Source organism: Flavobacterium sp. (assembly GCF_035195345.1).
GTDB lineage: Bacteria > Bacteroidota > Bacteroidia > Flavobacteriales > Flavobacteriaceae > Flavobacterium.
The window spans coordinates 394,685-410,376 of the sequence record NZ_CP136574.1 but is presented as its reverse complement, the minus strand read 5'-3'; the positions used below and the strand labels follow the sequence as shown (position 1 = coordinate 410,376).

Sequence of the window (15,692 nt, the reverse complement as noted above, 5' to 3'; positions counted from 1 at the left end):
AATAGAAAATCCCGATACTTTCGGGATTTTCTATTATAATAAAATATTGATTGCGATATAATTTTTATTTATCGTATTCTAAAATACCCTATTTCTTAATTTCGTACTTTTGAAAATAGAAGCATAAAGGTTTTTATTTGTGCTTATTCAATTATAAAGTGTATTCGTATGAAAATTGTTATATCACCTGCTAAATCCTTAAATTTTGAATCGCCACTTCCTGTTCAAAAGCATACCGATAGTTTGTTTTTGAAAGAGGCCGAAACCATTCAAAAGGCTTTAAAAAAGAAAAAGCCAAAACAGTTAATGGAATTAATGGACATTTCTGAAAAGTTAGCCGATTTAAATTGGGAGCGCAATAAAAATTGGTCTTTACCTTTTACTGCTGAAAACGCACGTCCTGCAATTTATGCTTTTGATGGCGATGTTTATACAGGTTTAGATGCCTACACACTTCCGGTTGAAAAACTTCCGGTTCTTCAAGATAAATTACGTATTCTTTCGGGCTTGTATGGTATTTTAAAACCATTGGATTTAATGCAACCGTATCGATTGGAAATGGGCACTTCTTTGCCTATTGGGACAAAAAAGAACTTGTATGAGTTTTGGAAAAAGAAAGTAACGCAATCTTTAAATGATGAATTGCAAGAACACGAACTTTTCATCAACTTGGCAAGTAACGAATATTTTTCTGCCGTAGATACTAAAACATTGAAAGCTCCTGTGATTACACCTGAATTTAAAGATTACAAAGATGGAAAGCTAAAAATGATAAGTTTCTTCGCTAAAAAAGCCAGAGGTTTGATGGTGCGCTATATTATTGATACCAATGCTGAAACAATAGATGATTTGAAGCAATTCAATTATGAAGGATATGCTTTTGATGCCAACTTGTCTAAAGGAAACACCTTAGTTTTTACACGATAATAAATGAAATTACACCTCAACGATACTTTCAATCAGCAATTACCCGCCGATTCAAATGTTTCAAATACACGACGACAAGTCTTTGAAGCTGTTTTTTCATTTGTGTCACCACGAGTTCCTTCACGTCCTAAATTACTTCATGTTGCCGATGAGGTGTCTCAATTGTTAGGGATTTCTCAAGCAGAAACTCAATCTCTTGATTTTTTAAATTTGGTTTCAGGAAGTACTGTTTATCCCGATACCAAACCGTATGCTATGGCGTATGCTGGACATCAATTTGGGAATTGGGCTGGACAACTTGGGGATGGTAGAGCAATCAATTTATTTGAGATGCTGCATAATAATCAACGTTGGACATTACAGTTAAAAGGAGCAGGGGAAACACCTTATTCGAGAACAGCTGATGGTTTTGCCGTTTTACGTTCTTCTATACGCGAGCATTTGTGTAGTGAAGCGATGTATCATTTGGGTGTGCCAACCACTCGTTCGTTATCTTTGGTGACAACTGGCGACAAAGTTTTACGTGATGTTTTATACAACGGAAATGCCGCTTATGAAGACGGAGCTGTTGTTTGTAGAGTAGCACCTACGTTTATTCGTTTTGGTAATTTTCAATTGTTTGCTGCTCGAAAAGATAGTAAGAATTTAAAAGCGTTAGCCGATTATACGATTCAGTATTTTTATCCTGAAATTAATACTTCTGGCAAAGAAAAGTACTTGCAGTTTTATCAGGAAGTTGTCAATCGAACCGTTGAAATGGTGTTGCATTGGCAACGTGTTGGTTTTGTTCATGGGGTAATGAATACTGATAATATGTCGATTCTGGGATTAACCATTGATTATGGTCCGTATGGATGGTTGGAAGATTATGATCCAGATTGGACACCGAATACTACGGATGCTGAGGGTAGAAGATATCGTTTTAAAAACCAACCTGATATTGCTTTGTGGAATTTGGTACAATTAGGAAATGCTTTGTATCCATTGATTGAAGATATTGCTCCAATGGAACAAGTATTGAATAGTTATAGTCAGCAATTTGATAGCCAGTTTCCAATACTACAACAGCAGAAGTTAGGATTACAAGCAGAATATGATACTTCTTTTCAAGATGAATTAATTTCCTTGTTAACTGCTTCAGAAACGGATATGACCATTTTCTATCGCAACTTGGCCAATATAGTAAAAACAGATAGTTCTGATGAAGCATTCGCTAAAATTACCTTTGCGTTTTATCAACCCGATAAAATTGTATTAACATTAAAAACGAGTTGGTTGCATTGGACGGAATTGTATTTGGAGAAAATTAAAGCAGAAGTTGGTTCAGATGAAGAACGAAAACAAGCCATGAATGCCATTAATCCAAAATATGTGTTACGAAATTACATGGCACAATTAGCCATTGAAGCAGCAGAGAAAGAAGATTACACGCTTATTGACGAATTATATACGTTGCTTAAAAATCCATACGACGAACAACCGCAATATGAAAAATGGTTTGCTAAAAGACCAGATTGGGCGCGAGATAAAGTTGGGTGTTCTATGTTGTCGTGTAGTTCTTAGTTCAATAGTTCAAAATTCATCATTCGTTGATCAAAATTCAACATTTAAGAGATGCTTGACAGTATGATAAACTATGCGGATAGTTTTTGTTTACTATGAAAAGTGAAACGCCTATAATCAACAAAACATATAGCTTATGTATCTATGTGTTTAACAAAAAAATATAAACTATGAAAAACTGGAATCCCATTACTACAGAACAACAAGTAAGAGAAATTGTTGATAAATCGAATGAAAAACCTCAAATTATTTTTAAAGATAGCGTGACCTGTGGTATAAGTGCTTATGCGAAAGAGCGCTTGGTTATTGGAAATGATGTATTGATTGCTAAAGCCGATTTTAATTATTTGGATTTGCTTTCGTACCGAAGTGTTTCTAATTTTATTGCTGAGGAATTGAGTGTGATTCATCAATCGCCACAAATTATTGTTTTAAAGAATGGGGAAGTAGTATATCGTGTTTCGCATCATAGTATTCAGGCGGAAGACATTGCGAAGTATTTGTAGTTTTGATTGATTAAATCGCTGCCTTAAAAATGGATTGTGTAGCTGTTATTTTTGTAACTTTTTATAAAAATAGTATAATAGTTTAGTTTATAGAAGTATATAATTTTATGGTTATAAATTAATGCTAATATTATACTATTATGAAAAAATCAACACTTTACTTATTGATGCTAATTATGTCGATAAGTTTCTTTCCAAGCACCATGACAGCTGCAGCAAGTAATCCTTCAAACACACCTGCTACTGCGCCAAGTGAAGTGCCAGCACATGTACAAGTTCAGTTAGATCGTTTGAAAGAAATAAAAGCAATGGATAAGTCTGATATGACTTCTTCAGAAAAAAAAGCACTTCGAAAAGAAGTGAAAGTAATAAAATCTTCTTTGCGTGATAGTAAAAATGGTATTTATTTATCGATTGGTGCTATTATAATTATTGTTCTTTTATTGATTTTATTGTTGTAATAAGCGATAAATTCGTTTTAATAATACAATGTAAACCCCATAGTTTTTGCTATTGCAAAATGCTTTTGGTACAATTCTTCTACGATTTCAGTTACGTCGTCGTATTCTTGATATAATGCGAAGAATTGGTTGTCTAAAACGGTGCTCAACAATGGTACATTATTTTTATAACCTGAAACAGCATAAGCTCCTGTTACATCTAGGAAGTATTGTGCTGTTTCTTGGTTTATTTCCAATTGCATAGTATTGGCAAAATGTATAAGTTTCCCTGTTAGTTTGCCTTCAAAAAACTCGGCTATTTCTTCTAGGCTATACAAATAATTATCGATGATGATGTTGTTGCCGCTTCCTTGGAATACGAAGTAAATGATTTCGTAATCATTGAAGTTTCGGTCTTCGTAGAGTAGGGTGGATAGGATTTCTTCTAATCCTTCTATGCTGTCGCAGGTATTGTAAACATTGGTGACGTTGTATCGCAACGCTAGTTTTTCTAAAGAGGGTAGGATGATGCTGTTTGTTTGGGAAGTGACATCGGGAACGCTTTCTAGGCAAAATAGTTTTGATTGCATTGTTTTTTTACAAAGATATTGAATTTTTAGTATGCGGATGACACGGGTCCGCTTAGGTGGAGCGCAGATGAGGGCTGATTTTTTTTTAAAATACCTAGGCACATCGTTTTTTACCTTGAGCTACACAGAGGCGTTGCACTTTTTATAGAGCACATTATGTTAAAGGTGTAGTAAGAACTCTTTTATGAACTTTATTCTACGTATCGTTATACTTTTTGCTTATATGGCTTATATGTTTTAAAAATAGTATGGAAGTATTTTTATAAAGAATTGAGTAGATTTCGAAGTTTCGAACTTGTTTTGAATGTTGAAATTTGAAATTAAAACACATAGAATCATAGTTTATTACATAGAGCTGCACCGATTTTTTTTGGAAGTAGATTGTCTTGAGAGAGCTACATAGAGGCGATGCACTTTTTATAGAGCACATTAGGTTAAAGGAGTCGTTTGTTATTCTGTTAAGTATCTCTTCAACTACTTTAGATAAAAAAAACGGAATAAATGAAGACTTTGAATTTGAATTTGCTCATATTCTTGATTTTTTTCTTAAAAAAATAGTTCTATTTATTTACTGACATTCAAATGGTTGGGATTGGGGTGAAGAGGAAAGTGTATTTTTTTTACTTTTTTCTTTTGAAAACGTTTGCAGAAATAAAAAATCATTCTATATTTGCACTCGCAATACGGAAGTAGTGCATGACTTTTTGGAGAAATGGCAGAGTGGTCGAATGCGGCAGTCTTGAAAACTGTTGACTGTAACAGGTCCGGGGGTTCGAATCCCTCTTTCTCCGCAAATTTAAAACCTTAACGATTGACTATCAATTAGTTAGGGTTTTTTATTTCTTGTCCTAGTCCACTTCTAGCCCACAATCAATTTAAAATCAATTTACTAAAGAATACAAGCCTTTTAAGCTGTTTTTAGCTTGTAAATTCCATTCTTGATACAATTTTTAGAGCTTTATCAATTCTGCAAAAGAATAATAATAATTTAATAATATGGAATAAACCCAATTTATATCTTTTCAACTGTTTTAATTATTTTTATTTTAATAGTTATGAAACGTTTTTTCAGTTCCAAAAGCTGAAAAAAGAGCTTTAGCAAATATAAATACAACTCAAATTAAAAAACAACATTTTTGTAACTTGATTAATAATTAAATTAAATTTGCAATCTTTTACTATAAAACTCTTTTCTTATGAAATTACGTAATCTTCTACTTCTTTTTTTATTTTGTATTCTAATATCAACATCTGCCTTCACACAATCAGTAATGGATTGGCAAAAAAATATACTTCAAAATAATGTAGGGTCATCAAGTCCACAAACGCTTGCAAGAGGTGATATAAATGGTGATGGTTTGTCTGATATTGTGTCGGGAGATGCTTATGCAGGAATATGCTGGTTTAAAAATATAGACGGAAATGGTACTTTTGGAAGTTCAAATTCAGTAGTTAATACCTCGGGAAGCTATGGTGTTTCAAATATCTTTATTGCCGATATTGATGAAGATGGTTATAATGATATTGTTTATGTAAGCACTTTGACCTATTGGGTAAAAAACCTTGATGGTAATGGAACTTTTGGTACTCCAATTACGATTAGTACCACAACCTATTCAACAATTGGTTTGCAAGTACTAGATATGGATAATGATGGCGACTTTGATATCATTCAGTGCAGAGTTACTTCTTCACCATCATATACAATTGAACTATTAAAAAATAATGGTAATGGTACTTTTACTTCTCCCATATCCATAGCGGGATCGTCGTCTATGCTACGTTTTACTGCGATTGACATTAATGGAGATGCATTGCCAGATATTGTATATGAAAGCCCAAGTGCAGTAGTTTATTATCAACAAAATTCAAATAATACTTTTCCCTCCACTTTTACGGAAAATATGGGTTCTACAAGTAACAACATGAGTTCTGGAATGTTGAACATGGGAAATATTATGGGTGGTGATATTGATGGTGACGGCGATAATGATATTGTGAATATATATCAAAATGGAGCAGCTCGAAGTATTAAATGGTTTAGAAATGACAACAATGTTTTTTCAAATTCACAAGTATTGTTAAACATTCCACCTGATAATGGTTCTGCTAGTAACGATTATTTTAAACTAAGACTTAGAGATTTAGATAATAATGGAAAAGTGGATATCATTATACATAATTCTTTTACAAATAGTCTTACTTGGTATAAAAATTTAGGTAGTAGTACTTTTGGAACACAACAACTAATTTCTAATAGTGTATTACAAAACCGAGATGTTTTGATTGCTGATATAAATAGTGATACTAAGTTGGATATCATGGCTCCTGATGATACCAATAATATAATAAAGTGGTTTTCTAATAACAATGGAAATGCAACCTCATTTACAGAATTTGCAATAGACGACAATGTAAATCTTCCTTTTTTAGGGGATATAGGTGATATTGATGGAAACGGAACTAAAGATATAGTGCTAGCTTCAAGAAATACTGGAAAACTAGTTTGGCGTAAAAATAACGGTGTGGGAAATTATTCTGATTTGCCAAATATCATTACAACTAGTTTACCAAGTTTTACTTCTGTCATCTTGATAGATGCTAACAATGACGGACATAAAGATATAGTATGCAGTTCTACAAATGAAAAAATTGTATGGCTTACTAATAATGGACAAGGGAATTTTTCAAATGAACAAACATTATTTACTTCAAATGTGCATACACTAATTGCTGAAGATGTTGACAATGATGGCGATAAAGATCTTATTGCATATTATAGCTATACCAATAGCACCATAACTACATCAGATTTGAAAGTTTTTAAAAATAATGGAAATGGTTTTGATGCTCCAAACATTTTTAGTTACCCAACCAATACATTTAAAAGTATTAAGTCAATAGATATGGATAACGATGGCGATTTAGATTTTATGATTTATCTCTCAACGTCAACTCCTCAAAATGCAGCGGGTTTATATTGGATTGAAAATACAAATGGACAAGGCAATTATGCCACGCTACATCCAACCAATCTTACCCTAGTTTCTTCTAAAAATTTTGATATTGCAGATTGGAACGAAGATGGGTTAAATGATTTAGTTTATAATTACAGAACTCAAATTGGGGTAAGATATTTAAAAACAGTAACCATTAACAGTGATGGTACTTTAGGTACTCCAGAAAACATGACTATTCTTGGAGCAGATTTTAATTTATTGAAGTTGGTTGATTTAGATAATGATGGTGATTTAGATATACTTGCGCAAATTAATACAGGTAACACTGTTTTTGGATGGTATGAAAATATAGGAAATAACGCTTTTACATATCGTTCCATATTTAATTCTACAGTTCTTGTTACAACTCCAAATTTTTTAGAAGATATTAATGCTGATGGTAATATTGACTTTGCTTTTACTGATAATAATACAAACTCAGAGGTAGCATGGTATAAAAATTTAGGACTTAATTTCAACCAAATCAAAGGAAATGTAAGTTTAGATGTTTTATTAAATGGATGCACCAATGGTAACGTTGCTGCTCAACAAGTATTAGTAACCACTACTGATTCAAATTCTAACGAAAGTATTTCAGTTTTTACGACTCCAACTGGTAACTTTTCTTTTAAAGTTGAAGCGGGTAGTTATTCAACTTCTGTTACCCACGATTTACCGTATTTTAACTCTAATCCGAGTTCAGAAACTAGTCTTTTTAGTAGTAATACTGGTGAATCTATTGTTAATTTTTGTTTGGTTCCTACACAATTTTTTAATGACTTAGAAATTAGTTTTTATCCATTAGGCGATGCAAGACCTGGATTTAATGCTAAGTATCGTATTGTAGCCAAAAACAAAGGTACTAATCTAATAAACACAACTATTGGTTTACAGTATAACAATCAAAAAGTTAATTTCGCTAACGCTTTACCTTTACCAATTTCTCAAACGCTAAACTCAATGGTATTTGAAATAGCTAATTTGCAACCGTTTCAAACATTTCAAGCTACGGTTACCTTTTTAGTCAATACCATTCCTACAGTAACTATTGGTGAAACAATAGCTTTTGCTTTAGAAAATAATCTATCAAATGATATTACTCCAGAAAATAATAGCATTCTATATAATCAACAGGTTGTGGGTTCTTATGATCCTAACGATATGTTAGTCTTAGAAGGTGCACAAGTAGCAATAGATAATAGTGATAAGTATTTACATTATATTATTAGATTTCAAAATACAGGCAACTATTTTGCCGAAAGAGTATTAATAACCACTTTACTTGACGATAAACTGGACTGGGAAACAATAGAACTTGAAGGTTCGAGTCATGCCAATCGTGTTGAAATATCAAACGGCAGTTTAATGAATTTTATTTTTGATGCTATTTATCTTCCAGCGGTTAGTACTAATGAAGAAGCTTCTAAAGGGTATGTAGCTTTTAAAGTAAAACCAAAATCAAGTGTTGTTGAAAACGATACGGTATTAGGTACTGCATCAATTTATTTTGATTCTAATCCTCCAATTATAACAAATCAGGTTGCTACTACATTTGTTTCAACTTTATCAGTAGCTGATTTTGAGTCCAATAAATTGAGCGTTTATCCAAATCCTACAAATGGAATTTTGAATATTGCTCATGATGTTTCAATTAAAACTATTGAAATTTATAATTATTTAGGGCAATTGATGTTGTCAGAAAAAGAAACTTCGTTGATTAATGTTTCAAATTTAAGTGAAGGAATTTATACACTGATTTTACATGATTCAATGGGTAAAACATTCGTAAAAAAAATTATTAAGAAATAAAATACAGCATTAATAGAGCAGCCAACGCAAGTTCAAGTGGAAGATGAACCTGTAAAAAAAGAAATTCCTCAACAGTTATTCAATGCCAAAACAAATAGTCCAGAAACAATAAATAAAAGTGTTGGTATGGAACTAATTGGTGTTGCTACTGTAATCATTGTCATGCTTATAGTTTTAATCTATGCAATAGTTTCAGTAATTAATCTTCCTTAATAAAACAGTTAAAAAAATAATTTATTACAATTGATGAATACACCGCAACCTAAAACCGGTTCAGAAATGAATCGGTTTTTTTTATGGCTTTTTTTAAACACAATAGACACATGGTTTTTACACATAGCTACACAGCGCTTTTTTGAAGTAGATTATGTTGAGAGAGACACTCAGAGTCCAAAGTTTCAGATGTTCCACTTTTCATAGTTCACATAAACCACACACATAGTTTGTCATGCTGTTAAGCTGCTCTTTTATGAGCTTTATTGTGCGGAATAATATACTTCATTTTCCTTCTATGACTTATATGGTTTAAAACTGAACTAGCAAAAGCATATAGGGATTTGGAGAAATAGTGGCTTCGAGAGCCTCAGCCACCGTTTAGAAAAGTCAGCCACCGCTTCCTGTTGTTGCCTGAGGCTCTCGAAGGCAACAACAAGGCACTCGAAAAGGCAACAACAAGGCACTCGAAGGCAACAACAAGGCACTCGAAGGCAACGGTCTAAATTAGTTCTAATAAAAATTGTAATAAGAGTGGTTTTTGATGGGGGCTGAGGTTCTCGAAGCCACCATTTAATTGAAGGCAACAACAACAATACCTTTTTGCATTATTTTGATTTTAAAAAAATCCTCACAAGTTCTTTGTGAGGATTTACTATATAAGTTAAAAAAGAATTACTCAGCGCTTTCTTGCATCGTATGATACACGTTCATTACGTCATCGTCTTCTTCAATTTTTTCTAATAGTTTTTCAACATCAGCCACTTGGTCTGCTGTTAACTCTTTTGTTATTTGTGGTATTCTTTCAAATCCAGAAGATAAGATTTCTAAACCACGGGTTTCTAATTCTTTTTGGATGGTTCCAAAGCTTTCAAAAGGAGCATACATCAAAATACCGTCTTCGTCAGCAAAAATTTCTTCTACACCAAAATCAATCATTTCTAATTCTAATTCTTCCACATCTTGTCCTTCTGCTGGAATTCTAAAATTACACGTATGATCAAACATAAATTCAACCGAACCTTGTGTACCAAACGTTCCGTTGCATTTGTTGAAGTAACTTCTAATGTTAGCAACTGTTCTGTTGTTGTTATCGGTAGCGGTTTCAATTAAAATCGCAATACCGTGAGGTGCATAGCCTTCAAACAACACTTCTTTAAAGTTAGCCGTGTCTTTATCCGATGCTTTCTTGATAGCGCGTTCTACGTTATCTTTAGGCATATTCGCAGCCTTCGCATTCTGAATTACAGCTCTTAAACGTGAGTTGGTTTCAGGATTTGGTCCGCCTTCTTTAACGGCCATTACAATATCTTTTCCTATACGTGTAAACGTTTTAGCCATTGCTGACCAACGTTTCATTTTACGGGCTTTTCTAAATTCAAACGCTCTTCCCATTTCTTTTTTGGTTTAAAGTTTCAGGTTGCAAAAATAATAATTTCAAATTTAAACGCAAAGTTCACAAGGTTTTACGCAAAGTTCGCAAGGCGATAATCTAAAAATCTTTTATGAACTCGTATTCGCAATATCATTTAACTTAAAACTTATATGACTTTTATGTTTTAAAATTTAAAAGTGAAACGCTCTGTGAATCTCTAAATCAGCACAATCTAATTCAAAAATACTCTGCGAATCTCTGTGTAATTATACGTGCTTATTTTTTGTAAAACGGCATTTTAACCACTTTTGCTTTAATATCTTTATTTCTAATTCTAATATAAATTTCAGAATCTGGTGTAGCTAAAGCTGTTGGAACATATCCCATTCCAATAGCAATTCCCATAGAAGGTGATTGCGTTCCAGAAGTTACGATTCCCACTACATTACCATTAGCATCAGCAATTTCATATTCGTGACGAGGAATACCTCTCTCTATCATTTCGAAACCAACTAATTTACGAGCAACACCCGCTTCTTTTTGTTTTTTCAAGTTTTCAGAATTGGTAAATTCTTTATCGAATTTAGTAATCCATCCTAAACCAGCTTCTAATGGAGAAGTTGTATCGTTGATGTCGTTTCCATATAAACAGAATCCCATTTCTAAACGTAACGTATCACGCGCTGCTAATCCAATTGGTTTAATTCCAAAAGCGGCTCCAGCTTCAAAAACTTTGTTCCAAATGTATTCGGCATCTTCATTTTTAAAGTAAATTTCAAATCCTCCCGAACCGGTATAACCTGTAGCTGAAACAATTACATCGCTTTTTCCTGCAAAATCACCAATTTGGAACGTGTAATATCCCATATTCGTTAAATCGATAGAAGTCAATGATTGCATAGCAGCGGCAGCTTTTGGACCTTGAATAGCTAGTAAAGAATATCCTTCAGAAAGGTTTTGCATATCCACACCTAAATCATTGTGCGATGCAATCCAATTCCAATCTTTTTCAATATTAGAAGCATTTACTACTAACATATAATGATTATCAGCAATTTTATAAACAATTAAATCGTCAACAATTCCGCCTTCATTATTTGGTAAACATGAATATTGAGCTTTTCCATCAACTAATTTAGACGCATCATTTGAAGTTACTTTCTGAATCAAAGCCAACGCATTTTCTCCTTTTAAGAAGAATTCGCCCATGTGAGAAACGTCAAAAACACCAACGCCATTTCTAACGATTTCGTGTTCTGCATTTACTCCTTCATATTGCACAGGCATATTGTATCCTGCAAACGGAACCATTTTAGCTCCTAAACTTTCGTGAATGTGCGTTAACGCTGTATTTTTCATGATTTGATGTTGTATTATTTGAGAGCGCTAATTTATTGAAAATTCTTAAAAACGCACCCTGATTTCCCTTAAAATTTAGGAACTATTTATTTTTTGTTAATAATGCTGATAAATCTTGCATTTTAACAATTGTTTGCGGAATTTTGGACTTTTAAAATTAATCAAATGGAAACCACACATTATATAAGTTCAGATTTATTGTCTATTGATATGATTAACGAGATTGTTTTTCAAGGAAAACACTTGGCATTATCAGAGGAAGCTATCGTAAACATTGAGAAATGTAGAAAGTATTTAGATGATAAAATGAAATCAAATTCCGATCCAATTTACGGCATTAACACTGGTTTTGGTTCGTTATGTAATGTGAAGATTTCGAATGAAAATTTATCAAAACTGCAAGAGAATTTGGTAAAATCGCACGCTTGCGGAACAGGGGAGGAAGTACCTCATGAAATTGTAAAAATCATGTTGGTATTAAAAATCCAATCGTTAAGCTACGGACATTCTGGTGTGCAGTTAGTAACCGTGCAACGTTTGATTGATTTTTATAATAATGATATTTTTCCAGTAATTTATACACAAGGTTCGTTAGGAGCTTCGGGCGATTTAGCTCCGTTAGCACATTTATCATTACCATTGTTAGGAGAAGGTGAAGTGTATTTGGATGGTTTCAGACAGCCTTCAGCTAAAGTATTAGAGAAATTTGGATGGGAACCAATCGTTTTACAATCGAAAGAAGGTTTAGCATTATTGAACGGAACGCAGTTCATGAGTGCTTACGGTGTTTATTGCTTGATAAAAGCTGAGAAAATTTCGTATTTAGCCGATGTTATTAGTGCAGTTTCATTAGAAGGTTTTGATGGTAGATTAGAACCATTTACTGATTTGATTCATTTAGTTCGTCCGCACAAAGGGCAAATTCAAACGGCTGAAAGAATGCGCGTTTTGTTAGAAGATAGCGAAATCATTGCGCAAGCAAAAGTTCATGTTCAAGATCCTTATTCATTTAGATGTATTCCACAAGTGCATGGCGCTTCAAAAGATGCAATTGATTATGTGAAGAAAGTATTCCGTACAGAAATTAATTCGGTAACCGATAATCCAAATATTTTCGTAGGAGAAGATTTGATTATTTCTGGAGGAAATTTCCACGGACAGCCTTTAGCATTAGCATTAGATTTCTTAGGAATAGCTTTGTCAGAATTAGGAAGTATTTCGGAAAGAAGAACGTATCAATTGATTTCTGGATTAAGAGGTTTGCCAGCATTTTTAGTAAACGACCCAGGATTGAATTCAGGTTTCATGATTCCACAATATACAGCGGCAAGCATCGCAAGTCAAAACAAACAATTAGCAACACCAGCAAGTATTGATAGTATTGTTTCCTCAAACGGACAAGAAGATCACGTGAGTATGGGTGCCAACGCTGCCACTAAAACGTTGCGTATTGTTGAAAATGTGGAACGTATTTTAGCTATTGAATTATTAAACGGTTCGCAAGCTTTAGAATTCAGAAGACCTTTACAGTCAAGTGAATTTATTGAAAGCTTTGTAAAATCATACAGAGAGGAAGTTTCTTTTGTGTCTGAAGACAGAATTTTACATTATGACATTGAAAAATCTATTATATTTTTAAATAGTTTTCAAATAGATATGGAAGAATAAAAGAATAAAACATAATATAAAATGCTCATGATTTTCTTGAGCATTTTATATTTAGAGTTAACTTTAATTATTCAGTTCACCCAATGTTTTATGCACTTTTCTTTTGTGATGTGTTTGTTTTAAATTTTCATTTCCAGAAATAATACTAATATTTCCATCAATTTCAAACATTGCTAATTTCACATCTTTATAATATTCTATTCCGTGTTCTCGCATAGCTTCTTCTAATTCTTCTGCTGTAATTCCTAATCGTGCAATGGTTTTAAATTCAATCTTTCCATTATGAATTAGAACTTCTGGTTTATCTTGAACCAATTCTTTAATAAATTTTGATTTCAACATCACTTTCTTAAAAATATAATTGATTAAGAAAAGTGAAAATGCTGCAATTATACCTCCATACAAAGAAGTATTGGCGCCAACCATTGCATTTTGTACAGAATTACTAATTAGTAAAATTAGAATAACATCGGCAGTATTAAGTTGTGAAAGCTCTTTTTTACCAAATATGCGCAATGCAATTATCATAAAAAAATAAACAGCTACACTCCTTAGTGTGATGTCAAGATACGCATTCATTTCGTATTTTTTAGTATGACTACTATTAGGGTAATAATAGCAATAGCTTCAGTAAGCATTCCAATGATTAGCAAGAAATTAGCTCCAGGCCAATGCATTAATTTAAATAATGCACCAATAATTGTAATAATCATTCCCAAAAGAAACAAAACCAACGTAAGTTTATAATGCTTTTTCATAATTTATTAAATCTTGAACACTGAACTATTTCCACTTAAAGTTTTTCTCAATTGCTTTGATCATTTCACCTGCAATGTCTTTTTGAGTGGCACCTTCAATTCCTTCTAAACCTGGAGATGAATTCACTTCTAATAATAGCGGACCTTTTGAAGAACGAATAATATCAACACCAGCCACTTTTAAATTCATTGCTTTTGCAGCTTTGATGGCAATTCTCTTTTCATCAGGGGTTATTTTAACTACAGAAGCAGTTCCTCCCATGTGAATATTTGCTCTAAATTCTCCCGGTGCAGCTTCACGTTGCATAGCAGCTACTACTTTACCATCTACAACAAAGAGTCTCAAGTCTTTACCATTAGCTTCTTTAATGAATTCTTGAACTAAAATATTAGCGTTTAAACTTTTGAAAGCATTGATAACCGATTCAGCAGCTTTTTTAGTTTCAGCCAAAACAACTCCTTTTCCTTGTGTTCCTTCTAATAATTTTACGATTAAAGGCGAACCACCAACCATTTTAATTAAATCGTCGGTATCTAAAGGAGAGTTAGCAAATCCAGTGGTTGGAATATCAACGCCGTTATTTAATAACAATTGTAATGAAAATAATTTATCTCTAGATTGGGTTATTGCTGATGCATTGTTTAATGCAAAAACTTTTAAAGCTTCAAACTGACGTGTTAAAGCACAACCATAGTAGGTCATACTAGGACGAATTCTAGGAATTACAGCATCAAAATCGTTCAATACTTTTCCACCACGGTAATGAATTTCGGGTTTTGTAGCATCTAATTTCATATAGCAGTATTTTAAATTTAAGAAATGCATTTCGTGCCCTCTTAATTCGCCTGCTTCTAAAATTCGTTTGTTACTATATAATTCGGGATTACTTGCTAATAACCCAATTTTCAACCCTTTTTTAGATTCATTGGTTGCGTAGTAATATTCTTTTAGTTTTTCGGTGGTAGGTTGCCCAAGTAAATAGCGTTGTTCTGGATCAACCAAAACACGACCAGACATTGCTTCGCGTCCTAGTAGCATTCGGAAACCCATTGAATCACGATTGGTTAATGTAACTTCGATTTCCCAAGTTTTTCCACCAATCTCTAATTTAGTTTTGATTACATAGCGTTGCTCTCTAAAACCACTAGAACTTTTAACGACTCTTTTGTCAATCAAAGGAGCTTCACAATGTATTACCGCCTTTGCATTATTTTGGATAGGGTTGATATCAAACTTCACCCAATTTTCACTATCTTTTTCAAACGTGACAATATTGATAGCATGAAGAGCAGAAGTTTTTGCCCCAGAATCAACACGTGCTTTAATAATTGGAATTCCTAAAGTAGGGAAGGAACACCATTCTTCGCTACCTACGATAACTTTGTCTAACATTTTTTAAACGAATAAATTAAAAATCTAATGTAGTATTTTATATTTATAATTTAACTACAATTATATGATTTATCTAATAAAAATAATAAAAA

The 15,692-nt window shown here is 32.9% G+C and carries 13 protein-coding genes and 1 tRNA gene; 8 read left to right on the top strand and 6 right to left on the bottom strand.

Translation table 11 applies throughout. The features are described from left to right. The first annotated feature begins 168 nt into the window (after positions 1-168). The 4 genes from yaaA to RSE15_RS01900 all read left to right on the top strand — a co-directional run bounded on the left by yaaA (position 169) and on the right by RSE15_RS01900 (position 3,457). Positions 169-927, top strand: a complete 759-nt coding sequence (gene yaaA, locus RSE15_RS01915) for a peroxide stress protein YaaA (protein WP_324069303.1) — start codon at positions 169-171, stop codon at positions 925-927. A gap of 3 nt (positions 928-930) precedes the next feature. After that, positions 931-2,490, top strand: a complete 1,560-nt coding sequence (locus RSE15_RS01910) for a protein adenylyltransferase SelO (RefSeq protein ID WP_324069302.1) — start codon at positions 931-933, stop codon at positions 2,488-2,490. A 170-nt stretch (positions 2,491-2,660) separates the two neighbouring features. After that, positions 2,661-2,996, top strand: coding sequence for a bacillithiol system redox-active protein YtxJ (gene ytxJ, locus RSE15_RS01905; RefSeq protein WP_324069301.1), 336 nt, complete (start codon positions 2,661-2,663; stop codon positions 2,994-2,996). A 140-nt stretch (positions 2,997-3,136) separates the two neighbouring features. Further along, complete coding sequence (locus tag RSE15_RS01900; protein WP_324069300.1) at positions 3,137-3,457, top strand: hypothetical protein; 321 nt, start codon at positions 3,137-3,139, stop codon at positions 3,455-3,457. 17 nt (positions 3,458-3,474) lie between these two features. On the opposite strand, the gene RSE15_RS01895 is transcribed toward RSE15_RS01900, so the two are convergent. Next, complete coding sequence (locus tag RSE15_RS01895) at positions 3,475-4,026, bottom strand: DUF6642 family protein (protein ID WP_324069299.1); 552 nt, start codon at positions 4,024-4,026, stop codon at positions 3,475-3,477. A gap of 706 nt (positions 4,027-4,732) precedes the next feature. Here RSE15_RS01895 and RSE15_RS01890 point away from each other — a divergent pair. The 3 genes from RSE15_RS01890 (at position 4,733) to RSE15_RS01880 (ending at position 9,047) form a co-directional block, all read left to right on the top strand. Next, a tRNA-Ser gene (locus tag RSE15_RS01890) sits at positions 4,733-4,817 on the top strand. 480 nt (positions 4,818-5,297) lie between these two features. After that, entirely contained in the window at positions 5,298-8,834 is a 3,537-nt protein-coding gene (locus RSE15_RS01885; RefSeq protein ID WP_324069298.1) for an FG-GAP repeat domain-containing protein, read from the top strand. Positions 8,835-8,870: 36 nt separating this feature from the next. Further along, on the top strand, positions 8,871-9,047 hold the full coding sequence (locus RSE15_RS01880; protein ID WP_324069297.1) for a hypothetical protein: 177 nt from the start codon (positions 8,871-8,873) through the stop codon (positions 9,045-9,047). Positions 9,048-9,722: 675 nt separating this feature from the next. On the opposite strand, the gene RSE15_RS01875 is transcribed toward RSE15_RS01880, so the two are convergent. Then, positions 9,723-10,442: a YebC/PmpR family DNA-binding transcriptional regulator gene (locus tag RSE15_RS01875; RefSeq protein WP_324069296.1), complete on the bottom strand. Its 720-nt coding sequence runs from the start codon at positions 10,440-10,442 to the stop codon at positions 9,723-9,725. A 256-nt stretch (positions 10,443-10,698) separates the two neighbouring features. After that, positions 10,699-11,781, bottom strand: coding sequence for a glycine cleavage system aminomethyltransferase GcvT (gene gcvT, locus RSE15_RS01870; RefSeq protein WP_324069295.1), 1,083 nt, complete (start codon positions 11,779-11,781; stop codon positions 10,699-10,701). Positions 11,782-11,946: 165 nt separating this feature from the next. Here gcvT and hutH point away from each other — a divergent pair, with 165 nt between their 5' ends. Further along, on the top strand, positions 11,947-13,449 hold the full coding sequence (gene hutH, locus RSE15_RS01865) for a histidine ammonia-lyase (RefSeq protein WP_324069294.1): 1,503 nt from the start codon (positions 11,947-11,949) through the stop codon (positions 13,447-13,449). Positions 13,450-13,512: 63 nt separating this feature from the next. Here hutH and RSE15_RS01860 read toward each other — a convergent pair whose 3' ends face one another. Genes RSE15_RS01860 through rimK form a run of 3 tightly spaced genes read right to left on the bottom strand, consistent with a single transcriptional unit; the run spans position 13,513 to position 15,600 of the window. Continuing rightward, a complete protein-coding gene (locus RSE15_RS01860) occupies positions 13,513-14,028 on the bottom strand; it encodes a DUF421 domain-containing protein (RefSeq protein ID WP_324069293.1) in 516 nt (171 codons plus the stop codon). Further along, positions 14,025-14,207 (bottom strand): GldL-related protein, encoded by a 183-nt coding sequence (locus tag RSE15_RS01855; protein ID WP_324069292.1) that lies wholly within the window; start codon positions 14,205-14,207, stop codon positions 14,025-14,027. Before RSE15_RS01855 ends, RSE15_RS01860 begins: the two co-directional genes overlap by 4 nt. A gap of 25 nt (positions 14,208-14,232) precedes the next feature. Continuing rightward, entirely contained in the window at positions 14,233-15,600 is a 1,368-nt protein-coding gene (gene rimK, locus RSE15_RS01850) for a 30S ribosomal protein S6--L-glutamate ligase (RefSeq protein ID WP_324069291.1), read from the bottom strand. Positions 15,601-15,692: the final 92 nt, after the last annotated feature.